The organism is Pseudoalteromonas sp. 2CM28B, from assembly GCF_023161935.1.
This window is the reverse complement of the sequence record NZ_JALNTH010000004.1, coordinates 204,017-229,901: the sequence shown is the minus strand read 5'-3', so window position 1 is coordinate 229,901 and position 25,885 is coordinate 204,017. Positions and strand designations below refer to the sequence as shown.

The 25,885-nt window shown below is 39.5% G+C and carries 24 protein-coding genes, 1 tRNA gene and 1 pseudogene; 17 read left to right on the top strand and 9 right to left on the bottom strand.

Features of this window, described 5'->3' with window-relative positions; genetic code table 11:
* Window positions 1–124: 124 nt before the first annotated feature.
* Window positions 125–868, top strand: a complete 744-nt coding sequence (locus MTN96_RS07795) for a sporulation protein (RefSeq protein WP_004587355.1) — start codon at window positions 125–127, stop codon at window positions 866–868.
* Window positions 869–926: 58 nt separating this feature from the next.
* Entirely contained in the window at window positions 927–1,376 is a 450-nt protein-coding gene (locus MTN96_RS07790; RefSeq protein ID WP_248531132.1) for a GNAT family N-acetyltransferase, read from the top strand.
* A gap of 101 nt (window positions 1,377–1,477) precedes the next feature.
* Here the strand turns inward: MTN96_RS07790 and MTN96_RS07785 are convergent, their stop codons facing one another.
* The 6 genes from MTN96_RS07785 to MTN96_RS07760 all read right to left on the bottom strand — a co-directional run bounded on the left by MTN96_RS07785 (window position 1,478) and on the right by MTN96_RS07760 (window position 7,636).
* Window positions 1,478–2,830: a sodium-dependent transporter gene (locus MTN96_RS07785; protein ID WP_248531131.1), complete on the bottom strand. Its 1,353-nt coding sequence runs from the start codon at window positions 2,828–2,830 to the stop codon at window positions 1,478–1,480.
* A gap of 471 nt (window positions 2,831–3,301) precedes the next feature.
* On the bottom strand, window positions 3,302–4,594 hold the full coding sequence (locus MTN96_RS07780) for a HAMP domain-containing sensor histidine kinase (protein WP_055253011.1): 1,293 nt from the start codon (window positions 4,592–4,594) through the stop codon (window positions 3,302–3,304).
* 17 nt (window positions 4,595–4,611) lie between these two features.
* Window positions 4,612–5,319, bottom strand: coding sequence for a response regulator transcription factor (locus MTN96_RS07775; RefSeq protein ID WP_054982162.1), 708 nt, complete (start codon window positions 5,317–5,319; stop codon window positions 4,612–4,614).
* A 195-nt stretch (window positions 5,320–5,514) separates the two neighbouring features.
* Window positions 5,515–5,898 (bottom strand): DUF3019 domain-containing protein, encoded by a 384-nt coding sequence (locus MTN96_RS07770; protein ID WP_248531130.1) that lies wholly within the window; start codon window positions 5,896–5,898, stop codon window positions 5,515–5,517.
* A complete protein-coding gene (locus MTN96_RS07765; protein ID WP_004587349.1) occupies window positions 5,888–6,745 on the bottom strand; it encodes a MipA/OmpV family protein in 858 nt (285 codons plus the stop codon). The genes MTN96_RS07770 and MTN96_RS07765 overlap by 11 nt, the downstream gene beginning before the upstream one ends.
* Window positions 6,746–6,832: 87 nt before the next feature.
* Window positions 6,833–7,636: a hypothetical protein gene (locus tag MTN96_RS07760; protein ID WP_029773447.1), complete on the bottom strand. Its 804-nt coding sequence runs from the start codon at window positions 7,634–7,636 to the stop codon at window positions 6,833–6,835.
* Window positions 7,637–7,772: 136 nt separating this feature from the next.
* Between MTN96_RS07760 and MTN96_RS07755 the strand changes: the two genes are divergently transcribed.
* Window positions 7,773–8,897, top strand: coding sequence for a serine hydrolase domain-containing protein (locus MTN96_RS07755; protein ID WP_374274993.1), 1,125 nt, complete (start codon window positions 7,773–7,775; stop codon window positions 8,895–8,897).
* A 136-nt stretch (window positions 8,898–9,033) separates the two neighbouring features.
* On the opposite strand, the gene yhbY is transcribed toward MTN96_RS07755, so the two are convergent.
* Window positions 9,034–9,330, bottom strand: a complete 297-nt coding sequence (gene yhbY, locus MTN96_RS07750; RefSeq protein WP_004587346.1) for a ribosome assembly RNA-binding protein YhbY — start codon at window positions 9,328–9,330, stop codon at window positions 9,034–9,036.
* 88 nt (window positions 9,331–9,418) lie between these two features.
* Between yhbY and rlmE the strand changes: the two genes are divergently transcribed.
* From rlmE to MTN96_RS07715, 7 genes are all read left to right on the top strand, one after another.
* On the top strand, window positions 9,419–10,048 hold the full coding sequence (gene rlmE / locus MTN96_RS07745; RefSeq protein WP_004587345.1) for a 23S rRNA (uridine(2552)-2'-O)-methyltransferase RlmE: 630 nt from the start codon (window positions 9,419–9,421) through the stop codon (window positions 10,046–10,048).
* A 66-nt stretch (window positions 10,049–10,114) separates the two neighbouring features.
* Window positions 10,115–12,058: an ATP-dependent zinc metalloprotease FtsH gene (gene ftsH / locus MTN96_RS07740; RefSeq protein ID WP_004587344.1), complete on the top strand. Its 1,944-nt coding sequence runs from the start codon at window positions 10,115–10,117 to the stop codon at window positions 12,056–12,058.
* Between the two features lie 70 nt (window positions 12,059–12,128).
* A complete protein-coding gene (gene folP, locus MTN96_RS07735; protein ID WP_248531129.1) occupies window positions 12,129–12,974 on the top strand; it encodes a dihydropteroate synthase in 846 nt (281 codons plus the stop codon).
* Complete coding sequence (gene glmM / locus MTN96_RS07730; RefSeq protein WP_004587342.1) at window positions 12,974–14,314, top strand: phosphoglucosamine mutase; 1,341 nt, start codon at window positions 12,974–12,976, stop codon at window positions 14,312–14,314. Before folP ends, glmM begins: the two co-directional genes overlap by 1 nt.
* Before the next feature lie 80 nt (window positions 14,315–14,394).
* The gene (gene tpiA / locus MTN96_RS07725; RefSeq protein ID WP_248531128.1) at window positions 14,395–15,144 is read left to right on the top strand and encodes a triose-phosphate isomerase; all 750 of its coding nucleotides are present in this window, start codon (window positions 14,395–14,397) and stop codon (window positions 15,142–15,144) included.
* 1 nt (window position 15,145) lies between these two features.
* Window positions 15,146–15,493: a preprotein translocase subunit SecG gene (gene secG / locus MTN96_RS07720; protein WP_004587340.1), complete on the top strand. Its 348-nt coding sequence runs from the start codon at window positions 15,146–15,148 to the stop codon at window positions 15,491–15,493.
* Window positions 15,494–15,574: 81 nt separating this feature from the next.
* Window positions 15,575–15,659: transfer RNA gene (locus MTN96_RS07715), tRNA-Leu, on the top strand.
* A 292-nt stretch (window positions 15,660–15,951) separates the two neighbouring features.
* Here the strand turns inward: MTN96_RS07715 and MTN96_RS07710 are convergent.
* Window positions 15,952–16,165, bottom strand: a pseudogene (locus tag MTN96_RS07710) (hypothetical protein); the annotation flags it as partial.
* A gap of 512 nt (window positions 16,166–16,677) precedes the next feature.
* On the opposite strand from MTN96_RS07710, the gene MTN96_RS07705 reads away from it, so the two are divergent.
* The 6 genes from MTN96_RS07705 (at window position 16,678) to MTN96_RS07680 (ending at window position 22,404) form a co-directional block, all read left to right on the top strand.
* Window positions 16,678–17,148, top strand: a complete 471-nt coding sequence (locus MTN96_RS07705) for a hypothetical protein (protein ID WP_029773455.1) — start codon at window positions 16,678–16,680, stop codon at window positions 17,146–17,148.
* A gap of 55 nt (window positions 17,149–17,203) precedes the next feature.
* Window positions 17,204–17,680, top strand: coding sequence for a hypothetical protein (locus MTN96_RS07700; RefSeq protein WP_024031845.1), 477 nt, complete (start codon window positions 17,204–17,206; stop codon window positions 17,678–17,680).
* Window positions 17,681–17,734: 54 nt separating this feature from the next.
* The gene (locus MTN96_RS07695; RefSeq protein WP_064386815.1) at window positions 17,735–18,433 is read left to right on the top strand and encodes a molecular chaperone; all 699 of its coding nucleotides are present in this window, start codon (window positions 17,735–17,737) and stop codon (window positions 18,431–18,433) included.
* Window positions 18,434–18,519: 86 nt separating this feature from the next.
* The gene (locus MTN96_RS07690) at window positions 18,520–19,161 is read left to right on the top strand and encodes a hypothetical protein (protein ID WP_248531127.1); all 642 of its coding nucleotides are present in this window, start codon (window positions 18,520–18,522) and stop codon (window positions 19,159–19,161) included.
* Entirely contained in the window at window positions 19,158–21,569 is a 2,412-nt protein-coding gene (locus MTN96_RS07685; protein WP_248531126.1) for a fimbria/pilus outer membrane usher protein, read from the top strand. Before MTN96_RS07690 ends, MTN96_RS07685 begins: the two co-directional genes overlap by 4 nt.
* A complete protein-coding gene (locus tag MTN96_RS07680) occupies window positions 21,523–22,404 on the top strand; it encodes a hypothetical protein (protein ID WP_248531125.1) in 882 nt (293 codons plus the stop codon). Before MTN96_RS07685 ends, MTN96_RS07680 begins: the two co-directional genes overlap by 47 nt.
* Here MTN96_RS07680 and MTN96_RS07675 read toward each other — a convergent pair.
* Window positions 22,394–22,984, bottom strand: a complete 591-nt coding sequence (locus MTN96_RS07675; RefSeq protein WP_096042048.1) for a LuxR C-terminal-related transcriptional regulator — start codon at window positions 22,982–22,984, stop codon at window positions 22,394–22,396. The genes MTN96_RS07680 and MTN96_RS07675 overlap by 11 nt on opposite strands.
* A 414-nt stretch (window positions 22,985–23,398) precedes the next feature.
* Between MTN96_RS07675 and MTN96_RS07670 the strand changes: the two genes are divergently transcribed.
* Window positions 23,399–25,621 (top strand): TonB-dependent receptor, encoded by a 2,223-nt coding sequence (locus MTN96_RS07670; RefSeq protein ID WP_248531124.1) that lies wholly within the window; start codon window positions 23,399–23,401, stop codon window positions 25,619–25,621.
* Window positions 25,622–25,885 lie beyond the last annotated feature (264 nt).

Here is a 25,885-nt window from a genome sequence, read left to right as displayed (position 1 = left end):
ATCGTAAATAGCATGTAAATAACATTTTTTCACTGACATTGGCTTTTAAATATGGTTAAGATGCTTTAACGAAGGAGTTTAAGCTTGAGCAACAAACTGAGCCGCTCAGCTTAAGGAGATAGATATGTTTAAAAAGATTTTAGCGTCGGTAGGTATTGGCGCTGCAAAAGTAGATACAATTTTAGAAACTGAGCATCTTCAGCCAGGGCAACTTTTTAACGCTAATATCGTTATAACTGCAGGCGATGTGGCTCAAGAAATTGCTGGCCTTGATTTGTTTTTAATGACTCGCGTTAAAGTTGATGGCGAAGAAGGTGAGTACTTTACTAATCATGTAATTGATCAGTGGCGTATAACCGACATAGGCACTGTTGAGCCAGGCGAAGTTAAAAGCATTCCATTTGAAGCGCGCCTTCATCCAGAAACGCCAATTACCGAAATTAATGCCGGCTACAACCAATCACATGTATGGATTGAAACAGGCCTTGATATTGATTTAGCACTAGACCCTACAGATAAAGATCACTTGCATATTTACCCTAACGAAGCTGTTAAAACCTGTATGCAAGCAATGGATAAATTAGGGTTTAGTTTATTAAAAGCTGATGTTGAAAAAGGCCATTTACGTGCGCCTACTTTTCAGTCGGTATCGGGGTGTTATCAAGAGTTAGAGTACAAGCCTAATAGCCGCAGCTTATTTGGTATTCAAGAAATTGAATTATCGTTTGTACCAGAAGCACACAAAACGCATGTTTTAATTGAGCTGGATAGAGCATTTAGAGGCGATGGTTATGTTGATTTAACCATAGAGCACGACCATGTGAATTTATCGCAGTTGTGCGACCAATTAGAGCGTTTGTTTGCCTAAGTGATGCGTAGTTTAACTAAACCCAGCTTAGGCTGGGTTTTTTATTTTAGGATTTTATATGTCGTTTAAATGTGCGTATTTTGATGCGCTTGATACGCGTACTTTATTTACGATAATGCGCGGCCGTGTTGATGTATTTGTAGTAGAGCAAACATGCCCTTACCCTGAACTCGATGAGGTAGACATTAACCCTAGTACTCAGCATTTATATGCAATTGCAGATAATAGTTTATTAGCTTATGTCCGCTGCTATGAAAAAAACGAGCAGTACAGTGCAATAGGCCGTGTACTGGTTTGTAAAAGTGAGCGAGGTAAAGGGCGGGCTACTGAGCTTGTAAATGCGGCCATAGCATGTTGCAAAAAGCAGTGGCCACAGCGTCATATTTATATAGGCGCACAAACCTATTTATTAGCATTTTATCGATCTTTTGGCTTTACAGAAGTAGGGGAGCAATACCTAGAAGATGGCATCCCTCATCAAGATATGGTGCTAAATACACTAAGCTAATTTATTACGAGTAAATTTAAGCTATTAAAAAGCCCACTTAACGCGTGGGCTTTGCTTAATTTAGTACTTAACCTGAACTCGGGTAAGTTAAAAATAACGTTTTAACTTAACACCGAATGTAAAAACACAGCACCAATAGCTATAGGGCACACAAACTTAGTGTATACAGGCCATACTTTCCAAAATAGTGTGTTATGAACCTCAGGGTTACCTTGCTGTATTGCTTTTAGTAGTGAGCCACGGTACCAAATCCAGCCAACAAAAATACAACACATTAAGCCAAGTAAAGGCTGAGCAACTTTAGTTGTTAGGGTGATCACTAAACCAAATAAGCTTCCTAAGTTACATACTATGGTAATGCTCACTGCGCTTATTAGCGCGCCAATTAGCCATGTAGCCTGCAGGCGGCTCATTGCAAAGCGTTCCACAGTATACGATACCGGCGCCTCTAACATTGAAATAGAGGAGGTAAGTGCGGCTATACTCATTAGGGCAAAAAATGCAAAGCCTATAAATAAACCCACAGAGCCCATACCATCAAACAATGCTGGTAGCACTTGAAACACGAGTGTGTCTTCAGAGAGAAGTTTGCCTGTAGATGAAAAAATTTCTACGCCTTGAGCTTGTGCGACATACATGGCAGGTATAATTAAAAGGCCCGCTACAAACGCGATAAACACATCTATTAAGGTTACATATGCGCCTAGCGTGACTAGGTTTTCTTTTTTACTTATGTAAGAGCCATAAATAATCATCACGCTGGTGCCTAATGACAAAGAGAAAAACGCTTGACCGAGTGCACTTACGAGTAAATTTGCATCAAATATAGATGAAAAATCAGGCACTAAATAGGCTTTAAGCCCTTGCATAGCACCTTCTTGGGTCATAACGTAAGCAATTAGGGCAAATAAAATACCTAAAAGCGCAGGCATCAGACGCTTAGACCATTTTTCTATGCCGTTTTCTACGCCACGACTAATAATAGCCACGGTGAGTATGATAAATACCACTGTAAAAATGATGTTTCGTGTAAGTGACTGCTCACTTAACCACGTTGAAGCTTGGTTTGCACCAGCTAAAGTAGTGATAGGTTCAATTGTTGCGCTGAGCATCCAGCCTGCCACAATGGCATAAAAACTTAAAATAAAGCCCGCACATAAAATTCCGCCAAAACCCACGATAAAAGCAAAGCGCTTTTGCCACGCGTGTGATGTTATTTTTGTTAAAGAAGACACCGCATTAGCTTGTCCGTGGCGGCCAATTATAAGCTCAGCCATAAGTGCGGGGTATGCTAAAAAGAACGCGAGTACCAAATAAGCGACTAAAAAAGCGGCACCACCATTGCTAGCTGTTTGGGTAGGAAAACCCCAAATATTACCTAAACCTACTGCAGAGCCTGCGGCGGCCATTATAAATCCAAAGCGAGAGCTAAACTCACCTCTAACTGCGCTCATATTGTTGTACTTCTCTATTTTTTGACGGCGCTGACAATTTACTGGAATTGCAAATAAATAAAAAGTACTTATTTGCCCAATTGTGACAATAATTATCGTCTGGTGTGTCTATCACGCGATGCATTTAATTAATGTTATCAACAGGTTTAGAATAAGGAGTTGATTTTGTGTAATAAATTTTAGGGCCTGTTTACCTTTCGAGGTTAAATTTGCAGCAGTCTGTTTGGTGTTTAGGCAAGGCAGAGCCTATGTAGTGTGGTTGTTCCCCATAAATAGGCGATAACGACGTATAAATGCCAAACAGGCGCTGCCCTAAGGGTTCTGCCTAGGGGCTATTTACTCTTTGTTACTCGGTTTTTACGTAGCCCACTAGGTTACAAACCTCGCGCCGCGATTAAACAGCCCCTAGATAGAACAAATTATAACCCTAAAAGGCCAACAGGCCCTAATTACAGTTGTGTAAATAATATTTTACGAATCGTGATGCTGGCCAATTTTAAGGGTAAAACACGCCCCTTGAAGCCGCGCACTTTTACTAACGCTTACACTGCCGTGATGCCAATCTGCCACTTTTGCAACAATGGCTAAGCCTAAGCCATAACTTTTATCAGCACGGTTACGGTGGCTTTCTTCTCTAAAAAATGGGCTAAAAACGTTATTAAAGTTCTCTGGTGCGATGCCTGGGCCATCATCTTCAACTGTAATATATAAATAATGCTCATCGCGCTTTGCACTGACATAAATAGTGTCTTTTGCAAAGTCGCAGGCATTGCCAATTAAATTACTAATAGCTCGGGCAAGCCAATGTAAGTCAGCAAAAACCATATCGTCACTACTGTTTAGTTGTATTTTAAGTTGGCTGGTTTCAATTTTAGGCGAAAGCTGTGTAAGTAAATCCTCAAGATAGTGCGATAAATTAGTTTGCGAGTAGGTGAGCTGGTTGGCATTTTGCTCTAGGGTTGCAAAGGCTAAATAGCTTTTAAGCATCGATTCCATATGATCAAGATCGTTTTCCATACGCACAAGGTATTGCTTAACTTTAGGCATGTCTGCGCTGTCGAGCGCTGCATCTAAGCCAAAGCGTAAACATGCGATAGGGGTTCTAATATCGTGCGATAAGCTCGATGCCATTAATTTGTTTTCCGCCACGAGCTTTTCTATCTGGCTAGCCATGCGGTTAAATGTAAGCTCAACATCTCTTATGTAGGTAAAGTGAGAGACCTTTATTCTCGCTTGCACATCTCCTGCGGCAAATTTTTTAGCCGCATCGTTTAATACTGTTAAGCGTTTAGCAAGTGGGGCAATAATAAAGCCCATAAAAATGCAGAGCCCAGCATAAAACAACAAAGTTAAAATAATATCGTTGCGCTGATCTGTTTCAAAGCCTTTGTCTAGGCGCATGGAAAGATGATAAGGCGACAATACTTCGCTACTGTAGAGCATATAAAAACCTTGCTGGTCTTCTAAAATAAGGCCGCTTTGGGTATGCATTTGTAGTATTAAAGACGGTGGCAGGGCAAGGGATTCATTGTTTTTGTAATCAAGCTTTACATTAAAGTCGTTTGCCAATTGCTTTACATAAGCTGCGCGCTCTGAGGTCGCTACACTACTCAAATGTTTACTAAAGCCGTTGATCATTTGGCTTTGTAGGCTAAATTCATCATGCGGTGTTTGAGTTTGTTGGCTAAATGCATCGATTAGCCAGCCCAATACAACAATAGAAAGCAGCGCACTACCGAGTAGTGAAATGTAAAATTTTTTCATTTAAACCGCCACGGTTACTATTCCCACGCAGTGGCAACAAGTAAATAACCACGCCCCCAAATTGTTTTAATTTTTTCTGGGTTTTGCGGGTCATCATGAAACTTTTTGCGCAGCGCAGATATTAGTACATCAACACTTCTATCAAGCCCATCGTATTCACGGCCTTTGGTTGCTTTAAACACAGCATCACGCGAGACTACTTGGCCTGCATTACTGGCTAAATAGTGCAGTAGGAGGTACTCAGCACTAGAAATAGCCATATCTTGATTATTAAGCGTTACACTGCGTGATTGAGTATCAATACTGAGTGCGCCTACAGTAATCACACTCTCGTTAGTGGTTACTTTAGTCGGTTCGCTGGTAAGGCGCAGTGCTGCTTTTATACGGGCCAGTAATGCGCGAGGGCGCACTGGTTTCATGATGTAATCACTCGCACCTACTTCTAAACCAATTACTTCATCCATTTCATCATCGCGGGCGGTTAGCATAATAATGGGCGCGGTGTAAAAGCTACGTAGCTCTCTGCACACACTTATACCGTCTTGGCCTGGCAACATAATGTCGAGCAACACTATGTTAGGGTTTAAGTTTTTTACCTGGCTTATTACTTCATCGCCTCGGTGGCAAACATGGGTGGTATAGCCTTGCTCGGTTAAGTACTCTGCAACCCATTGGGCTAAAGAGGTGTCATCTTCAACTAATAAAATAGTGCCGTAATTATCCATAAAGCTTCCTTAGTGTTAGAGGGTTGCCGTGTGTGGATTGAAACTCGCCCTTAAATAACCCTAAGGGCTGCATAAGTTTGGGATTTGTGCTGCGTTAGAGCCTATTTAGGTGAACGACCACACTTTATAAGCGCTGACTTACTTAATTACCAAACACATTGCTGTAAAATCAATCACGAAATGTCATACCTCTAATTAGAACAAGCGCCAGCGGCGTTTTTTTTGTCTATTTTGATAAACCCACTGCAGTTTAACCTCTGTTGTGGCAATAACTTGGGCTGTATTACTATCAAACAATTCAAAAGAAATACTTTGCTGGGAGTCGAAGGTATATTCAAATACGCCTTGTTGCTGCTTTAACCAGCATTGCATTATATATTTCGATGTTGCGTCTCTTAGGCAGTAATTACCAATAGTTGCTTGCTGCCAGCTAAGGGTTACATCAGCGTAGCAATTGCGGCCTTCACGTAGTGCAACACAGGTGTCGGGCAGCGCAATTAATGGGGCCGTTTTATCTGTTGTTTTAGCAGATGAAATAGCAGGGAAGATCAATAATAAACAGATCCATCTAAAATACATAACGTAGGCCTACCTTGGCTTTATGTTGATACCCTTGAGAAATAATGGGGCTGTCGTCTATTTCTTTTGAAAACCACGTTGTTAACCAGCCAGACAAAAACACCCAATCTTGAGAAATAGGGTACTCAGCATGAAATTCAAACATAATACTGGTACTGCCATTAGGGGTGTAAATAGGGCGATTAGCGGTGGCTTCGTCTGCATCTATACCAAAGTAATAGTTAGTAAAACTGCCCGAATAAGCGCTAATACCCACCCCAGATCTAAACTCCCAATTACGCCATGGCAAAATATGGCTAAAAAAGGTGTTAAACACCCAGCCATTATGTGTACCTGTAATATCATGTAAAAACTCAAACGAAATTTGCGAGTTTTCAAAGCGGCGCGTTAATCTTAGCCCAGCATCAAAATCGTAATTACGCGATTTTATACCCGCAAGCTCTTCTATTACACCGTGGTTGTAAAAACCTAAACCTTTGTCATCAAAGCCAGCCTGAGTATTGGTGCCTAATATATCCAAGCCCCAATCAAATTTATCTATAAGGCTGTAACCCACAACTAAGCCGCCGCTTAACTGGTTATGATCAAAGTCGAGATAAAAGTTTTCGTAGGAAATAGCCAGGCTTAAATCGAGTTCAATGCCATCGTCGTAGGAATCAAGGCCAATTAGGTAAGAGTCTTCTACATAATAACCAGCCCCAGCGCTCCAATCCCACGCAAAACCTTGGGTGGGCTCTAGCGTGTTATCAGCATAGTATCGATTGCTTGCCTGGCTTTGAAAGCTCAAAAAACTGGCGCAAAGCAATACGCTATTAATAAAAGTATGCTGTAAGAAAGCGTTTTTCATCCCTGGGGACCTAATTATTATTTGTTATTAAGCGTATTATATTGGTAAGTGAATCCTTGAATCTGTAAAAAAATGTAGTTTTTTACGTTATTGCACTTTTATTTTGTCAATTAAAATACTGCTTAAGTAATATTGCATCATAGGCGTTAAGGCACTCACCTCTGTACGCGTACATGGGCCTTGTAGTTTAGTTAAGCTGCTTAATTTAGTAATGGTTTTAAAGGGCGGTACAGTTACTTCCTTACCTGCGCGCGCTATACGGGCTTGCTCGGTATTTTGTTGATGTACAAATGTTGCCACTTCTAACTCATTAGTAATTTTTTGCTCTTGGGCAAAGCTAAACAATAAAGGCTCACGGTGGAAGCTTGCGCTGTCTATTGATGATTTTGCAAACCACACCACATCGCCAGAGGCGCGGTGCGTAATGCGCATGCTCACTTGCGCTAGTATGGTGGCGCATTGTTGAGTAGGGTATTGCTGCGCTACTTTGGCAAATAAAGGGTAAGGGTTTTCAGGTTGAGTTAACGCATATTTTGTATCGTCAGTAAATGCTAAATCTAACTGATGAATAGCTAACGTGTAGTCACTGTTTTTGCTATCAGTCACTTCTAAGCCTTTATCGTTCAAGGCTTGTGTTATTTGCTTTAATAGCGTGTCTGTTACGCTTGCTTTATCGGTTGTAATACGCACTGTTTGGCCGCGTGTTACTTTGTGCGCCGGTAACTGTACAGACTTAACTTTTGGCGATGCGTGCTCTGTTTTATACTCAAGCTGGTAAGTTTCGCTCTTTAATGTTGGCTTTAACGGTAAAGCCAAAGGCTCGGCCGGCTGTTTGGTAATTGCACAACCTGCTGATAATAATATAAAAAGTGATACAACTATAAAACGCATAAATACTTAACATCCACTTAAAAAGCCAATAATCGCAACATTGTACGTTAGTCCTATCAAAACTTCATGATATTATGCACATAGATGTAGTTAAAAAAGAATAAATTTGTAACGAATGAAGTATCTCACTAATTTTATGTACGTTTGGGTCGCTATTTGTCTATCTTTACCGCTTCAGGCAATAGCTAAAGCAGACTCAAGCTGGGATGGATTCGTAAAACAGTATGGACGCTACGCAGAAAAAAAACTCAACAGTAAAGGTATTCCTGGCGCTGCGCTTTCGATAGTGAGTATTGGTAACGCTGATTATATCCACACCATGGGCCGCACTAAGGCAAGAAGTGGCACACAGGTTAACCGCCACACCCGCTTTAGGTTGGCTTCTGTGTCAAAAACATTTGCAGGGTCGTTAACTGCAAAGCTTGCAAGTGAAGGGTTAATAGATTTATTTAAACCGGTAAGTGATTATATACCTGCCTTTAAAGGCACGGTTTATAAAGACAATTTAAAAGTGTTTCACTTATTAAGCCACTCCAGCGGGTTGGTCCCTAATGCGTATGACAATTTAATCGAATCAAGAATGAATTACCCCGATATTGTCGAAAAGCTATTAACAGTAAAGCCCATTTGCGAACCAGGCCAATGCTATGGCTATCAAAATGTGATGTTTAGTTTAATTGATGATGTAATTTACAGCAGTACCAATAAAAAATATGACCAGTGGTTGCAAGAGGGGATTTTTACACCATTAAAAATGAGCGATACTAGCTTAGGCTACGATGCAATGGTGCAGGACAAAAATTATGCGCTGCCGCACGTTAGAGGCAAAAAGCGTTGGTACACAGCCAAGCTGAAAAAAAACTATTATAAAGTTGGTCCGGCTGCGGGCGTAAATGCAAGTGCCACCGATATGGCAAAATGGTTAAATGCGCAATTAGGGCAAAACCTAGATGTACTTTCTTTAGATGCACTTGCTACACAAACACGTCCTTATACACTTACAAAAAAAGAGCGTTATAGACGAGTATGGAAAAAGGAATTAGAACAAGCTTATTATGGATTAGGCTGGCGTGTTTATAACTACAACGATGAAACGCTTTATTATCATAGTGGCTGGGTGCAAGGCTATCGCAGTGATTTGGTGGTTATACCGCATTTAAATGTGGGTTTTAGCTTGATTGTTAACGCGGAAACAGGCGTGATAAACGAATTAACTACTGAATTTTTAGACCGTTTATTAAAATACAAACGCACTAAATAAAACAGGCCTAAAATTGCTTAAAAAGCGCCGTGCTTTAAATTTATTGTTTAAAGGTAAAAAGCATAAATAAGCGCATATAATAAAAAAACCAGCTTAATGCTGGTTTTTTTATAAAAAGACTCACTGCACAATTAACTTATGCGCGTGGTAATTGAATCTTTTTTTCTGCACTTTGACGATACAATACAACAGTGTGACCTATTGTTTGTAGCTTAGTAGCGCCGGTTTCACGAACGATTGCATCAAAAATAAGTGCTTTTGTTTCACGATCGTCAGTAGGTACTTTTACTTTAATCAATTCGTGAATTTCTAATGCACTTTGAATTTCGACTACTACGCCCTCGGTTAAACCGTTAGAACCTAGTAAAACTACAGGCTTAAGGCTATGCGCCTGACCTTTTAAAAACTGCTTTTGTTTGTTTGATAATGTCATGTTTATACAAATTTTGCTGAATATGGCTTGAATTAAGGGTATTCTAACGCCATCTAAAGAATATTACTAATTAGTTGCGTGTTAATTTATGACAAATAAAAAACATTCAGCCAGTTCAAAGCGATGGCTGAAAGAACATTTTGATGATCAATATGTTCAGCAAGCGCAAAAAAAAGGCTGGCGTTCTCGAGCTGTTTTCAAATTAGATGAGATCCAAAATAAAGATAAACTGCTTCGCCCTGGTATGACCGTTGTTGATTTAGGTGCTGCACCTGGCAGCTGGTCACAATACTTAGCCGAGAAAGTATCTGATAAAGGTCAGGTTGTTGCGTGTGACATATTACCTATGGACTCACTTGCGGGGGTTGACTTTTTACAAGGCGATTTTCGTGAAGAAGCCGTACTTGATGCATTGTTAAAACGCATTGATGGTAAAAATGTTGATGTGGTACTCTCTGACATGGCACCAAATATGAGCGGTAATAACTCGGTAGATCAAGCGGGTAGCATGTATTTGGTAGAATTAGCACTTGATATGTGTCATCAAGTATTAAAGAAAAATGGTGCATTTGTTGTTAAAGTGTTTCAAGGTGAAGGCTTTGATCAATACTTGCAAGACGTTCGTAATAGTTTTAAAGCAGTGAAAATACGCAAACCTGATGCCTCACGTGCCCGTTCTCGGGAAGTATATATAGTAGCGACCGGCTACAAACTGTAGTACAGTTGCTTGGCGTTTAGTTGAATTTAAATTAATTGGATACAAGAGGTTAACCCCTTGAGCGATATGGCGAAAAATCTAATACTCTGGCTGGTTATTGCAGTTGTGCTAATGTCAGTATTTCAGAGCTTTAATGGCGGCGATCAAGTTGATCGTCAAACAAGTTACACTCAATTTGTAAAAGACGTGCGTAGCGGCTCTTTACAAGAAGTTATTATTGACCGTGGAACGGGTAATATTACAGGTACTAAAAGCAGTGGTGAGCGTTTTCAAACCACAATGCCAATGTACGATGAAGATTTAATTAATGATTTACTTAAAAATGATGTAAATGTGAAAGGCGTTCAGCCTGAAGAACAATCGTTTTTAGCAAGTATTTTTATCTCTTGGTTCCCAATGTTGCTGCTTATAGGGGTATGGATATTCTTCATGCGTCAAATGCAAGGTGGTGGCGGTAAAGGCGCAATGTCGTTTGGTAAAAGCAAAGCGCGCCTGATGAGCGAAGACCAAGTTAAAACAACTTTTGCTGATGTAGCAGGTTGTGATGAAGCAAAAGACGACGTAACAGAGTTAGTAGACTTTTTACGTGACCCTTCTAAGTTCCAAAAACTTGGTGGTAGTATTCCTAAGGGCGTACTAATGGTGGGTCCTCCTGGTACGGGTAAAACATTACTTGCAAAAGCCGTAGCCGGTGAAGCAAAAGTACCGTTTTTCACCATTTCAGGTTCTGACTTTGTTGAAATGTTTGTTGGTGTGGGCGCATCGCGTGTACGTGACATGTTTGAGCAAGCTAAAAAGGCTGCACCCTGTATTATCTTTATAGATGAAATTGATGCCGTAGGCCGTAAGCGTGGCGCTGGCATGGGTGGGGGACACGACGAACGTGAACAAACACTAAACCAAATGCTAGTAGAAATGGATGGTTTTGAAGGTAACGAAGGTATTATCGTTATAGCGGCAACTAACCGCCCTGACGTACTAGACCCTGCATTACTTCGTCCTGGTCGTTTTGACCGTCAAGTAGTGGTTGGCTTGCCTGATATTCGTGGCCGTGAGCAAATTCTTAAAGTACATATGCGTAAAGTGCCATTAGGCGATAACGTAGAAGCGGCAGTTATTGCACGTGGTACGCCTGGTTTTTCTGGTGCTGATTTAGCAAACCTTGTAAACGAAGCCGCACTTTATGCCGCACGTGGTAATAAACGTGTTGTAAGTATGGCTGAGTTTGATGCTGCTAAAGATAAAATCATGATGGGTGCTGAGCGCAAGACCATGGTGATGAGTGAGCAAGAGAAAGAAATGACGGCTTACCATGAAGCGGGCCATGCTATTGTTGGTCGTATGGTGCCAGAGCACGACCCAGTTTATAAAGTGTCGATTATTCCACGTGGCCGTGCCCTTGGTGTAACTATGTACTTACCTGAACAGGACCGTGTTAGCCATTCTAAAGAGCTTTTAGAGTCAATGATTTCAAGCCTTTACGGTGGCCGAATTGCTGAAGCACTTATTTATGGCGAAGACAAAGTAACAACGGGTGCGAGTAACGACATTGAGCGTGCAACAGATATTGCACGTAAAATGGTAACTCAGTGGGGCTTGAGTGAAAAACTAGGTCCGTTACTTTACGCTGAAGATCAAAACGAGATGTACATGGGTGGCGGCGGTGGTCGCGCAATGAGCATGTCTGATGAAACAGCTAAAGTAATTGATGCCGAAGTACGCTTATTCTCAGACCGTAATTATCAAAGAGCAGAAGATATATTAAAAGAAAATATTGATATTCTTCATGCGATGAAAGATGCATTAATGAAATACGAAACAATTGATGCTAAACAAATTGATGATTTAATGGCGCGTCAGCCTGTGCGTGAACCACGTGATGCACATGACCGTTTAGACGATAAGCCAACTAAAACAGTCGCACCTCAAGAAAAGCCGGTTGATGAAAGCCAAAAACCGGATGATTCATCGAAAAAAGATGAAACAAACCTTGATGATAAAGCTGAATAATCGTTAAAATAATACTTTAAAAGCCCCGTACTTCGGGGCTTTTTTGTATCAAATAACTAAAAGGTTGGCGATGACTAACATAATAAACCTTCCCCGTGGGCGTAAACTTAATTTGGAAAAACCATGTGTGATGGGTATTTTAAATGTGACCCCAGATTCATTTTCTGATGGTGGAAAGTTTTTAGATACAGCGCACGCGGTGCAACAGGCAATGCAGTTGTTAGACGAGGGTGCAACTATCATTGATATTGGCGGGGAGTCTACACGTCCAGGCGCGCCAGATGTTAATTTAGACGATGAACTTAATCGTGTGATACCTGCAATAAAAGCCATTAGAGCTAAAAGTGACTGCGTTATATCGGTAGATACCAGTAAAGCGCAGGTCATGGAGCAGGCGATTTTAGCAGGTGCTGATATAGTTAACGACGTACGTGCATTACAAGAGCCCCACACCCTTAGCACACTCGCTAAGTATCCCGATGTAGCAATTTGTTTAATGCATATGCAAGGGCAGCCACGGACAATGCAAAGTGAACCCACTTATACTGACTTGCTAGCGCAAATTAACCTCTTTTTTGAGCAGCGCATAAGCGCATGCGAAACAGCGGGTATTAAGGTGGAGCAACTTATCCTCGACCCAGGTTTTGGCTTTGGCAAAACCCTAGAGCATAATTATGAAATACTTGCTAAATTTAATGCATTTAATAAATTTGAACTACCGCTTTTAGCAGGTCTTTCACGCAAGTCGATGATAGGTAATTTGCTAAACAGAAAAACAGATGAGCGATTAGCGGGCAGCTTAGCCGGTGCGCTAATTGCCGCGCAAAATGGCGCAAAAATTATTCGTGTACACGATGTAAAAGAAACAGCAGATGTGCTTGGTGTACTCCAAGCTTGCGAAAAAGGAGCTTTATAATGAGCGAAAGAAAATATTTTGGTACCGATGGGGTACGTGGTTTAGTGGGCACAGCTCCAATTAACCCTGAGTTTGCAATGAAATTAGGCTGGGCCGCAGGTCGAGTTTTGTCTCTAAGTGGAACAAAAAAAGTAATTATAGGTAAAGATACCCGTATTTCAGGTTACATGCTAGAAACCGCGCTTGAAGCTGGTTTAATTGCCGCAGGAATAGATGTCGTACTGCTTGGGCCAATGCCAACGCCCGCTGTTGCATATTTAGCGCAAACGTTCAGAGCCGAAGCAGGTATTGTAATTAGTGCATCGCATAACCCTTATTACGATAACGGGATTAAGTTTTTTAATGGCCAAGGCTTAAAATTGGATGACGACGTTGAGCTACAAATTGAAGCGATGCTTGATGAACCAATGACCTGTGTTGCCTCAGATAAACTTGGTAAAGCCTCGCGCTTAGTAAGTGCTGATGGGCGCTATATTGAATTTTGTAAAAGCCAATTTCCACAAGGCTTATCACTTGAAGGTTTAAAAGTTGTACTAGATTGTGCCAATGGCGCAACCTATCATATTGCACCGTCGGTAATGCGTGAGCTAGGCGCTGAAGTGATTACTCATGCATGTGAGCCTAATGGGGTGAATATAAACCATGAATGTGGTGCTACACACGTTGATACGTTAAAGCGCAAAGTGCTAGAGCATAAAGCCGATGTGGGTATTGCTTACGATGGTGATGGTGATCGCGTAATGATGGTTGATCACAACGGTCGCGTATTTGACGGTGATGACTTAGTTTACATTATTGCCTGCCAAGCGGCTGAAGATCATATGCTAGGTGGTGGTGTTGTTGGCACGGTTATGTCGAACATGGGGCTTGAAAATGCATTAAAAGCAAAAGGAATTGAATTCGCGCGCAGTAAAGTTGGTGACCGTTATGTAATGGAAATGCTGCAGCAAAAAGGGTGGAGAATTGGCGGTGAAAGCTCAGGCCATGTATTAAACCTTGATTTAATCACCACGGGCGATGGTATCATTTCAAGCCTTCAGGTATTGGCTGCAATGGTGGCTCAAAATCGCACATTACAAGATTTAGGGGCTGGTTTTACAAAGTACCCAATGAAAATGATTAATGTACGTTACACACCTGGCACAGACCCTACACAAGCACCAGAAGTACAAGATGCGGTTGCGCAAGTAGAGCAAGCTTTAGGCGAAAAAGGCCGTGTTTTACTCCGTAAATCAGGCACTGAACCGGTAGTACGTGTTATGGTTGAAGCCGAACAAGAAAAAATAGTCATAGACAGCGCGCAAAAAATTGCAGCAGTTGTCGAATCTATGAGCAAATAAACTGATTGAGAACAATAACCTCTTGTAACTTAGGGCGAGAAAAGTTAATATCTCGCCCGCTTTCTAATCTGGAGTGGAAAATGGCAATACGTAAGGCAATGGTCGCAGGTAACTGGAAAATGAATGGCTCTTTAGAGCTTGTCACTCAACTGTCTGATGCCATAAACAGTGTTAAATCAAATGAGATAGACATTGTTTTATTTCCTCCATTTCCATTAGTATCAGCACTGGTTGGCAGTGGTGTTACCACGGGTACCCAAACGCTCAGTGAAAATACCCCAGGCGCCTTTACCGGTGAAGTGGATGCTCAGCTTATTAAAGATTTAGGTGCTAAGTACGTACTCGTAGGTCATTCAGAGCGACGCAGTATTTACAAAGAAAGCAATGCCACCGTAGCCGCAAAATTTGCCCGTGCACAGCAAGTGGGACTAACACCTATCTTGTGTATTGGTGAAAGCGAGAGCGAACAAGAAAACGGTCAAACCGAACACGTGGTTGCTGCACAAATTGATGCAGTAATTGAGAAATTAGGTGTAGCAGCACTGAAAGATTCTGTGATAGCATACGAGCCCGTTTGGGCCATAGGCACAGGTAAGACTGCATCGCCAGAACAGGCACAAGCTGTTCATAAATTTATCCGTGACAAAATTGCTTCATTAGATAGCGATTTAGCACAAGGGCTTACCATCTTATATGGTGGTAGCGTTAACGAAAAAAATAGCGAATTATTATTTGCACAACCAGATATAGACGGCGGCCTTATTGGCGGTGCTAGTCTAAAAGCAGATTCGTTCACTGCAATCTGTAACAGTGCAAAAGGGACCGTATAAGATGTACGAAATTTTATTAGTAGTTTATTTAGTTGTTGCTTTAGCTTTAGTTGGTATGGTTTTAATCCAGCAAGGTAAAGGCGCAGACATGGGTTCTTCATTTGGCGCCGGTGCTTCGGGCACAGTTTTTGGCTCATCAGGTGCAGGTAACTTCATGACCAAAACAACAACAAGCTTAGCAACAGTGTTTTTTGTTTTAAGTATTGTGTTAGGTAACTTAACTGCCGGTCAAATTAAAAAGACCGATGAGTGGGAAAACCTTGAAGCAGCACCTGCAGTAGAAACTGTAGCGCCAGCAGAAGAAGACGTACCTGTTACTCAACAGCAGAGCTCTGACGTACCAAACTAATTTAGCGTAAAGCTAACGTTAAAAGACTTATACTCCTCAAGTAAGTCAATAAGTTTAACACCTAAGCGAAAGCTTAAAAATGCGGATGTGGTGGAATTGGTAGACACGCTACCTTGAGGGGGTAGTGCTTTCGGGCGTGGGGGTTCAAGTCCCCCCATCCGCACCAAATTATAAAACCAGTAGCAGCAATGTTACTGGTTTTTTTATGGGAAATTTTCAACCTGCTCGCTTATTAATCGCTTATTCCTTTTAAGGTTTATTTACTTACAATGCTTTGTAGGCACATAATTTAAAAAGCATAATTTACTGTAGTATTGTTTAATGAACTAGCCTGCGTACATTGCTTCTTATTGGCTCCCTCATCAGATAATAAAGCGCTGCTATCACTATATTTATAAGTAACTTACACCTAATCAAAAGTAACGCCATAGCTATCTTTATCACGCACAATTATTTCCGCTGATCATTTCCTGAAGATTGGCAGATAACTATTAATGCAAATATACCCACATTTTTAAATGAGATATCGTCATCAGACCCGTATAAAGTTTGATCCCTGTCTAGACTTTTGCCACCCACTATAGATGCAAAGCCATTTATACAAACTTCAGCACTCGTGTAACTAGGTGCAAGTACGGCATATCTTGCTACTGCTACAGATAGTTTTTTAATATATATTTCTTACTTGTCATTTAGCTGTTGATTTCATGGGGATTATAGAAGTGATTTTAGTTTTTATCTAATAATTTTAGCTAGTTAGTAAAAAAGAATTAAGCATTTTGTTTATATTGAAGTTTACAATTGTTGGTTATCGGCTTTTGGCAATCAAAGTTGTTGATTTTATTGAAGTTAAAAATTACTTAAATTTATCAAAGTTGTTTATCTAATTATTTATAAAGTTGTAACTGTTGTTTAATTGGTTGTTTATCCTTTATTCAACTTATGTTTTGCTTGTTTATAAACATTAAACATAGCGCTAAAGCGGACTTTAAGAGAGTGATAATAATAAAGAGGCTACCTTTATCGATTACGAATCACTTAAATGTTTATACCAAACGGTATGCTTAGCTACAGTGTATTTAGTCTTACCCTCTGTTTTGTAATCAAATAACAACTTTCTAAACCTGAATTTTAGCTTAACATTACCACTGTATTAGCAAGGTAGTTCAAAGGAAGTGACAGTGATGAAGAGGCTTGCATGGTTAGTATTATGTTGCTTTGCATCCAATGCATACAGTAACGATGAAGTAAGTATTACATTGGTGGGGCATATTTCTCCGGTGTGTGAATTTACCTCACAAAATAATAACCTAGAGTTTTCTTCTAGTGGCGTTGCTAATACAACATTAGAGATTAACTGTAATTCGCCAATGAGAATATCAATGCAGTCTCTTAATGGTGGTTTAAGTCATGAGCAAAGCAGTAGAGTAAGTTCATATAATATTAACTGGTCATTGGAAGGTGCCAACAAAAGTGTGTCTGTATCGGCACAGGCAACCAAATCGACATATAGCTTTAATATTGATGATATCTTATTTGATAGCATTGCTGAAATTCAGTTAACTCTAGATGACCCCTTGATATATGCAGGAAGCTACCAGGATGTGATCCGCATAGAAATGACACCATCAGTAGTATCGGGTGGCGTGCTTTAAACGCACATTTATTAAACATAACAAACTATATGTCACATGGATAAGGAATATAACAATGAATAAACTAATCGTAATTTCAGCAATCGCAGCACTATCTTCAGGTTCAGCACTAGCAGAAAACTTAAATGTAGGTGGTGCCGTTGAGTCTGTATGTGAAGTAAGCAATATTGCAACAACACACTACTTTCCAGCTCTTGCGTTGGGGAATACAAAAACAGTTAATTTTGACTTGAAATGTAATGATGTGGATGGTGCAACACTTACTTTAACTACTTCTGAGGGACACCTTCAAAACGCTGATCACGAAGACAGAGGTGTAGGATACACTGCTCATTTAACAGCAGGTCCTTATGACTTTACTTTGTCAGCTGAAGATGGAACGAATGATCAGAGTGCTTTTCAAAGCAATGGTGGAAGTAACACATTAGCAACGACAGGCGTAACAGGAATGATTGACCTAGAAGTTACTCAGACTCCTGTATATGCAGGTACGTATGCAGATACTTTAATGCTAACTGTAACAGCAAACTAAAGTTAAATAGAAAAGGCAGTGACTATGCACTGCCTTTATTCAGGAGGGAATTCTATGCATATTTTACTTATCTTTATATTTTGTTTGCTTTCATTTTCAGTCAATGCCTTTCAAGTGAGACCTATGGTAGCCGATCTCAGCTCTCAAGGTAGTCAGTCGCAGCAAACACTTCGAATAATAAACCCATCTGATAAACCCTTAACTATTGATGTTTCTGCTTTTAATATGAGTATAAGTGATAATGGCGTTGAGTCTTTAGAGGTAAACGAAGAAGACTTCTTAATTATTCCTATGACAACGATTATCCCACCGGGAAATAGTCAATCGGTAATCGTTCGATATATTGGGGAGCCCATTATTAACCACTCTAAGTCTTATCGAATCACCGTAGAACAAGTGTCAGTTAACTTGAACGAAAATGCCCAATCTGGTGTTGGTATGTCACTTAGTTTTAGAACGCTATTTAACGTTGTTCCCGATAATGCTAAAGCTAACCTAATAATTAAAGAAAAAAAACAATTAGCAGAAAATCAATGGGGTGTGTCGTTAGAAAACCAAGGGAACAAATATGTACGCCTTTCAAAAGGTCAGTGGAATATTAAATCTAAGGGTAAAGTATTAACTTTAGAAGGAATGGATCTAAGTAGAGCCCTATCAGGTAAGATTTTACTTCCAAATTCAAAAAGCAATATTTCAATTTCAATACCAAAAGAGTTTCAAGCTGCTGATAGTGAGTTAGAGGTTATATTCTAATGTTTTGTGTTCAGTGGTTCTCCCGATGTTTAATGATACTAATATGTAGTATTTCTATTTCGGTAGAGGCTCTGGAAGTAACACCTATGGTGATTACATTATCACCGGATAAACCCTCAAAAATACCTTCTAGTTTTATTTACAATCAATTACCTAGAGAGATTGCATTTGATATTGAAGTGTTTGAAATTAATTTTTCTGAATCTAGCCCATCGTTAAAAAAGTTGGAAGATTCTCCATTATGGGTCTTTCCTCCCTCTTTATTTTTACAAGAGGGGCAAGGTCAGAAAATTCAATTTAGGTGGGTTGCTGAGAGTTTTCCGAAATATGATAAAAGTTATCAAGTAAGTTTAGTTGAGCAGCCTTTGGCTTCTAATATTGGTAGTGATACCTCGCAACTTAAAATATTAATGAATGTAAATTTAGTTGTTCACGTAGACAGGGATATATATTTACCTAACTTAAAAATACTGACTTCTAGAATAGAAAGTGGGGAGGTTTTAGCCCAAGTCAAAAATGAAGGAGAGGGGGCTGCGCGGCTCAGTGACTATAAAATTAAAGTAACTACAAATAAATCCGTTGTAACTACTTTTGAAAAACAAGCTTTATTGGAGAAGGGGTACGATGTTTTTTTTGCGCCTTATGCCACACAGACCATAAAAGTTAAGCTACCTGAACATATTGAAAGCCGTGAGGTAGAGTATTTAAGTTTAGATCTGGTGCAATGAAAACTTTAGCAGTGTTCCTCTTTGCTGTATTTTTTTTACCACTTAGCGTGTTAGCACAAATAAACCCTTCTAGCAGGGCAATTGAACTTAATGTGTCAGTTCAATTAAATAAAAGCCCTATAGGTCAAGTCTCCCTTAAAGTTGATAAAAATGATGCCCTTTTTTTAAAGTGGGACGAATTAGAGCCACACCTTCGCGAAATTTTACTTGAAGAAAAAGAGAGGGAGCTATTTAAGGTATTAAAAGGCAATACTTTAGCGGTAACTTCATTAAGGGAACTAGGTTTTAGTGTTGTGTTTGATATGAGTGATTTTAGTTTGGATGTTGTTGTTCCCGTAGAGTTAACTCGCCCACAAAAATTAAGTGCGCAAAAACGAAGGAAAAAGTTAAAGGCTATCGAGCCAGCTAACACTAGTGGTTTTATTAACGCTTATGCAAGCTACGTACATCAAGATGATAAGGAACAGCAGCAAGTTCAAGAGCAATATGCATTACGCTCAGAAATTGTAGCTAGTTGGCAAGGGTGGGTGTTAGAAAATGAATTTGAATATAATAAAATATCGCAGCCTGCTTCATCAAACTTTAAGCGGCAAGGAACTAGGCTTATTCATGATCTACCAAATTTAGGTATGCGTCTTTCTCTCGGAGACAACTTTAGTTCAGGCGGTTATTTCCAAAACTCCTCTCGCTTGTTAGGCTTTTCAATAGCACATGATTTTTCTCTATTATCAGACAGGCCCATAAGGCCAACTGCTTCACGTAGCTTTACTCTTCAAAGCCCTTCAAGTGTAGAGGTATATGTCGATGAACGAATTATTCAGCGCCTTAATTTGGTTGCGGGTATTTATTCTTTAGGTGACATACCTTTGAGCGAAGGCAGCAATAATATCTCTCTAAAAATTACTGATATAGCTGGCGTTGTGCGCTATGTAAACTTTGATGTTGCAACTGGCTTAGATCTATTTGCACAAGGGCAGCTTGAATATGAAATTCACTTAGGCGTTCCTGCTGAGGCTGGCGATAAACTCGAGTATGAACTAGATTCTCCCTTCCTCAGTGCCTATCTGGATTATGGCCTGACCCCAAGTTGGACTGCAGGAGTTACAGCGCAGGGAGATAAATACGCGCAACAAATTGGCTTTAAACAAATCTATGCAGCTCAAATAGGGCAACTGGCATTTGAGGGCGCATTTAGCTTCGCGGAACGCCAAGGATACGCTTACCGTACTGTTTATAGTAGCTATAATATAAGCAACTTAGGAAGTGAGCTAACGCTCGGTTATGAATACAGTTCAAAAGACTTTACAGCTTTAGGTTTTAGGTCTCAAGATACGTTTAATAACCGCTATAGAGAACACTATGCACAGGCGAGTTATAGTTATTATGTTAACGATAGAACGTTAGCCTCTTTTTTTACAAATATTTCCCGAGATCATCAAAGTGTTCAATTTGATAAATCGCTGGGAGTCAATTTCTCAGGCGACTTGGTAAATAGTCAGTGGAGATATACTGCAGGGGCGCAATGGGATGAGTTAAAAGGTGAGCGAGAGTGGGGTATAAATTTATCATTTACCTATAAATTTAATAATCAGCATAGAGTTAAACTATCCCACCAGTCTAGACGTGATAAAACGAGACTAGAATTTACTCAAGACAATAATCAGCGTTTTGTCGGTGCTTTGAACTTTCGAGCTGGCTTAGAGAGCAACGAATTAAATAAAACTATCTTTGATTTAAACATGCAATATAACGCAAACCGTTTTGCTGCTAACCTTGAACATGCAAGTTTTTATAAAGATTTAAATGCTCGCTCTGCTTATCATCAAAGTCGTGTAAGCCTCTCATCTAGTATAGCTTTTGCAGATGATGCATGGGCATTTGGAAAGCCTATATACGATAGCTTTGCTTTGGTTAACGCCCACAAAAGTTTAGAAAATAAAGTGATTACATTAGGCCGAGTTGAAAATGACTATAGAGCTGATAATAGAGATTTCAAAACTATATTACTTAATGATTTGAGCTCTTATGACAATATCAACATTCCTGTTGATATTGATGATCTAGCCCCTGGCTATGATATAGGCTCTGGCATGCTTAGCTTTTACCCTAAATACAAAACTGGACATAAAGCAATAATTGGGACTGCAGCAAATATTTCTGTTATTGCAACTCTTCGGAGTAAGGACGAGATCCCCTTAGCCTTAATGGTGGGAAAGGCTATTTGTCAAGATAAAGCATCGGCCAAAGAGTATACATTCTTCACAAATAAGCGGGGCCGCTTTGCAATAACTGGCCTTGCTCCTTGTCAGTATAAAGTGACCTTACAAAATAAAGATAGTACTACATTTTTAATAGAGGTTCATGATGCAGAGCAACTTCAACGAAAAGGGGTTATTTATGTTCATTAAAATTGTGTATTTAGCAATAAGTATATTTTTACTAACTATGGCAAGTAGAGTTCATGCTCAGTGTGATGCAAGTATTGGTGAAATTGAATATTTGTTCGATGACCTGTCATTTTATCACGTAAAATCACAAGTCGATGCTGAGAAGACAATTCGAGTAGACACAATAAATACGTCGGATTGTACTTTGTATTTTAGTCTTTCTTCGCAAAACCAAGGATACCTTAAAAGTAACTCTCAATTTATTGACTATCAAATACGTCTAGAAAATCAGTTGTTAAGTAGGAGCATTAATCAGGTTAAGCTTAACAATAGCAAAGTAGATATCAGGCTAGTGATCCCCGCAGGGACGCCAGTAAAAGCAGGGTATTACACTGATAGGCTTGAGTTGAGGCTCTATGATGAAAATAAGCAAACCGTAGATGAAATAGAAATCGAGATTGAAACTAATATTCAACCCCGAACTAATTTATCTTTATTAGGTTATAACACTTTTTCTAATACTGTTTATTTGGGAGAATTGAAGCCAGCAGAAAAATACACCATGTTACCTAGCTTACAAATAGTGACTAATACGGATGTTCAACTTAATGTAACCTCAGAGAATAAAAGTCGTTTATTACACTCTATTTTTAGTAATAAATATGGTATTAGCTATACATTGCAGTTAGGCTCAGAAGAAATTAACTTAGTAAAAGCTTCAAGTCTAAACTTTTCGTATTCTGGCCAGACTGAGTTTTACATTCCGCTTAGCATTCAATTGGAGGACTTCACACGTCAAGCCGCTGGAGAGTATTCAGATGTTATTCGTTTTCAAATAAGCCCACTCAATTATTGACTTTACTTAAGTTTTTTTGGCACCACAGCAATGCTTGTTGTTTGTTTTTTACAGATATTTTTTGATAAATTTTATGTAAATGCACTCTGACAGTGGCTTCACTTATAAATAAGCTATCTGCAATAGCGGTGGAGTGTAGACCGGAGAAAAGCAAGTTTAATACTTTAATTTCTTTACAAGTAAGGTTACTTGATTGCAGGGTGGTTTGCTGTTCACTGGCTAACATTTGTCTCATCCAGCTGTCTGTCACATCACGGGGAAACCAGAGCTTACCTTGTTCAATAGCTTCAAGGCCTTGTTGAAAAAGTGAGTCATCTGAACTTTCGTAAAAAAGTCCCTTTAAATTAGGCCATTCTTTTAAAGCTAATACGTCACTATTTTTTGGAACATCAAAAATAACTAAGCTTTTATAACCGTTATCTTGCATAAACTTATTGATAAGTTCATAAGTTGTGATTACATTAAGTGCTTGGTAATTAACCAATAAAATGTTGTAGTTAGCTGCCACACAGAAAAGTGAAGTATAGTCTGGACTATTAAAGCACTTTATATAGCGTATTGGAGTATTTTTAATATCCATAATTTCTGTCCGTAGATGCAATAGTAATACTATATTGCTATTTTTGGTTAATATCAATCATAGTGCATAGTTCGATAAGCTATACGTAGCTTTGATTAATGTGCTTTGTGGAATAATGGTTCTCCTATATGTAAACATAAAAGGTGCACAAAATTAGAGTGTGTATAACGTGATTACTTTTTAGCAAAAGGCCCATTTTTTTGTGTAGGTTATCCAACAATAATCAAAAGTTATAATTAATTTGTACCTGTATGTTTATTAAATGAAAATTTTTATACATTTCTTCACAAATATGTAATATAATACCCTTCCAGAGGAAAGATGCTATTAGGCGTCTTTTTTTATGCCCAAAACTTATTGCCCAAGCCAATAAGTTCGCATAACTAAATTATACGGTATCCTTTGGAGAATATTTTGAAACTACGCAAACTCTCACAGTTAAGCCTCGCAATTGTCGCTGCACTAACTACCTCAGTAAATGCTGAAGAAGCTAAAACAACAGCAAAACAAGACGCGTTTGAAAAAATCGAAGTTACAGCTCGTAAACGTACAGAGAGCTTGTTTGAATCTCCAACCGCTATCACATCAATTGGTGCTAACCTAATTGATAAAGCCAATATGAGTAACCTAGAAGATATTGGTAAATACGTTCCAAACTTAAATATCACTCGCTACGGTGTAGGTAATGCGGCGCATGCCTCTGTATTTATTCGTGGTATTGGTCTACAAGATCACATAATTACAACCGATCCGGGTGTAGGTGTTTATTTAGATGGTGTTTACTTAGGCCGTCAAATGGGGTCAAACTTATCGTTACCAAATGTAGAGCGTGTTGAAGTTCTACGTGGACCACAAGGTACATTATATGGTCGTAATACCTTAGGTGGCGCAGTAAATGTAATTACTAAGCAACCAGGTGATGAAGGGATTGTTTCAACTACAGCTAAAATTGGTAGCCGCGGGCGTATTGCTGGCGATGTATACTTTAATAACTCGCTAACAGATGAAGTAAGTATGTCTGCAAGTGCATCATACAAAACGCGCGATGGTGTGGGTGAAGCTGTCAATTTAGCTAACCCAGAAAAAGAAATTGGTGAAGAAGAAGAGTTTAGCGGTCGCATAGCCCTTAAATGGCAAGCCAATAGCGATTTAGCGTTTACTTTTTCACTTGACGGTGTTGATAATGAGTCGGGTCAATCGCCTTACACTATTGAGTTAACTGAGCCGCTTGATGCAAATGATGTATTTAATGGTGACTTTCCTTTATTAACACAGGATATGATCCCATCTGACCCAGATGATTTAGGCACTACCGTTGCTGGTATTGAATCTACGTCTTACTCAGGGTGGGGTACGTCATTTACTGCTGATTGGGCAATTGATGATACGTACACGGCTAAATTTATTTCAAGTTACCGTACTTCTGAATACGAAGGTGGACTTGATGATGATGCGTCACCTCTTAACTTATCTGAGTTCCCAGAAGAGGGTGGTGCAGACCAATACTCGTTTGAAATTCAACTAAATGCGACTTACGACAATATGGACTTTGTATCAGGCCTTTACTTCTTTAATGAAGATGGCTTTACACGTTCAGGTCCATTTGTATTTAGCCCATTCAATACACCTAATGGCTTATTAAACGATGGTGTTACACCTTCATTTGGTGGCTATGGCGATTTTGAAATTAACCAAGAAACAAACTCATATGCTGTATATTTTAATACAAGTTACGATTTAACAGATGATTTAAGTATTGGTGGTGGCCTTCGTTACTCAAAAGATGAGAAAGATGCCGATGCGATTTTCCCAACATTTGCTGAACGTAAATACGTAAGTGCAGAGTTTGACGCTGTAACATGGGATGTAAACGCATCATATCAAATCAGCAATAACATGAATGTATATGGTCAAATTCAAAAAGGGTACCAAACAGGCGGTTTCCCTCCACGTCCATTTGGCGGCCCCGATCAGTTTGTATCGTTTGATGAAACTAAAGCAATTAACTACGAAATGGGCTTAAAAGGTCAGGTACATGAAAATGTATCTATGATGTTGGCTGTATTTGTAACAGATTACACTGACCTTGCTTTACCATTTTCTGACCCTACTGCAGGCGGTGGTTTTGTAACGATTGTTGAAAATGCAGGTGAATCTAAAGCGCAAGGTATTGAGCTTGAAACTACCGTTGCCATTACAGACGATTTCACAATTCGCAGCTCTGTAGGTTACTTAGATTCTGAAATTACAGAAGTAGATGCAGGCGTACAAGGTATTGGTAAAGGTGATTCACCAGCATTAACACCACGTTGGACTGTAATGATTGCCCCTTCTTACTTTATGGATTTAGACAGCGGTGCAACCGTCGCATTTAACGCTAACTACTCTTTCAGAAGCGAAATGCAAGGCCAGTCGGTTTACAATGAAAGCGAGACTATTGATTCGCGTGAATTAGTTGGTTTTAATATTTCTTACACTAACCCTTATGGCGATATGGAAGTAACCTTATACGGTGAAAACGTATTAAATGAGGTTTACGATGTAGGTCGTTTACAACAGTCAGGTTTTGTTGGTGTAATGCGCAGTAATGACCGTAGCGAGTTTGGTTTAAAATTCAAAAAAGACTTTGAGCTTTAATAACCCGCAATGAGTTAATTAAAAGGTAAGCTTAGGCTTACCTTTTTTTCCACCTGTAAAAAGCAAAACTTAGATCAATAGTGAATCCCTTTTTTAAAAGCGCTATACAAGCGTGTAGTGCAATTGCTATTGATCTATTCAGTGTGGTGCGATGGCTAACCGCTAAGTATTAAAAAGTGCCACTGCCACCAACAAAACCTATTTTTAGGCAATAAAAAAGCCCTCAGAGAGGGCTTTTAAACAATCAACATAGGTTTAAATAAA

Bases quoted from the DNA above. Each gene is read 5' to 3' on its own strand.
- yhbY (WP_004587346.1), bottom strand. From the start codon at position 9,330: ATGACATTATCAAACAAACAAAAGCAGTTTTTAAAAGGTCAGGCGCAT.
- MTN96_RS07705 (WP_029773455.1), top strand. From the start codon at position 16,678: ATGAAGAGGCTTGCATGGTTAGTATTATGTTGCTTTGCATCCAATGCA.
- glmM (WP_004587342.1), top strand. From the start codon at position 12,974: ATGAGCGAAAGAAAATATTTTGGTACCGATGGGGTACGTGGTTTAGTG.
- MTN96_RS07680 (WP_248531125.1), top strand. From the start codon at position 21,523: ATGATGCAGAGCAACTTCAACGAAAAGGGGTTATTTATGTTCATTAAA.
- MTN96_RS07755 (WP_374274993.1), top strand. From the start codon at position 7,773: ATGTACGTTTGGGTCGCTATTTGTCTATCTTTACCGCTTCAGGCAATA.
- MTN96_RS07690 (WP_248531127.1), top strand. From the start codon at position 18,520: ATGGTGATTACATTATCACCGGATAAACCCTCAAAAATACCTTCTAGT.
- MTN96_RS07790 (WP_248531132.1), top strand. From the start codon at position 927: ATGTCGTTTAAATGTGCGTATTTTGATGCGCTTGATACGCGTACTTTA.
- MTN96_RS07685 (WP_248531126.1), top strand. From the start codon at position 19,158: ATGAAAACTTTAGCAGTGTTCCTCTTTGCTGTATTTTTTTTACCACTT.
- folP (WP_248531129.1), top strand. From the start codon at position 12,129: ATGACTAACATAATAAACCTTCCCCGTGGGCGTAAACTTAATTTGGAA.
- MTN96_RS07780 (WP_055253011.1), bottom strand. From the start codon at position 4,594: ATGAAAAAATTTTACATTTCACTACTCGGTAGTGCGCTGCTTTCTATT.
- rlmE (WP_004587345.1), top strand. From the start codon at position 9,419: ATGACAAATAAAAAACATTCAGCCAGTTCAAAGCGATGGCTGAAAGAA.
- tpiA (WP_248531128.1), top strand. From the start codon at position 14,395: ATGGCAATACGTAAGGCAATGGTCGCAGGTAACTGGAAAATGAATGGC.
- ftsH (WP_004587344.1), top strand. From the start codon at position 10,115: ATGGCGAAAAATCTAATACTCTGGCTGGTTATTGCAGTTGTGCTAATG.
- MTN96_RS07775 (WP_054982162.1), bottom strand. From the start codon at position 5,319: ATGGATAATTACGGCACTATTTTATTAGTTGAAGATGACACCTCTTTA.
- MTN96_RS07770 (WP_248531130.1), bottom strand. From the start codon at position 5,898: ATGTATTTTAGATGGATCTGTTTATTATTGATCTTCCCTGCTATTTCA.
- MTN96_RS07675 (WP_096042048.1), bottom strand. From the start codon at position 22,984: ATGGATATTAAAAATACTCCAATACGCTATATAAAGTGCTTTAATAGT.
- MTN96_RS07700 (WP_024031845.1), top strand. From the start codon at position 17,204: ATGAATAAACTAATCGTAATTTCAGCAATCGCAGCACTATCTTCAGGT.
- secG (WP_004587340.1), top strand. From the start codon at position 15,146: ATGTACGAAATTTTATTAGTAGTTTATTTAGTTGTTGCTTTAGCTTTA.
- MTN96_RS07795 (WP_004587355.1), top strand. From the start codon at position 125: ATGTTTAAAAAGATTTTAGCGTCGGTAGGTATTGGCGCTGCAAAAGTA.
- MTN96_RS07695 (WP_064386815.1), top strand. From the start codon at position 17,735: ATGCATATTTTACTTATCTTTATATTTTGTTTGCTTTCATTTTCAGTC.
- MTN96_RS07785 (WP_248531131.1), bottom strand. From the start codon at position 2,830: ATGAGCGCAGTTAGAGGTGAGTTTAGCTCTCGCTTTGGATTTATAATG.
- MTN96_RS07765 (WP_004587349.1), bottom strand. From the start codon at position 6,745: ATGAAAAACGCTTTCTTACAGCATACTTTTATTAATAGCGTATTGCTT.
- MTN96_RS07760 (WP_029773447.1), bottom strand. From the start codon at position 7,636: ATGCGTTTTATAGTTGTATCACTTTTTATATTATTATCAGCAGGTTGT.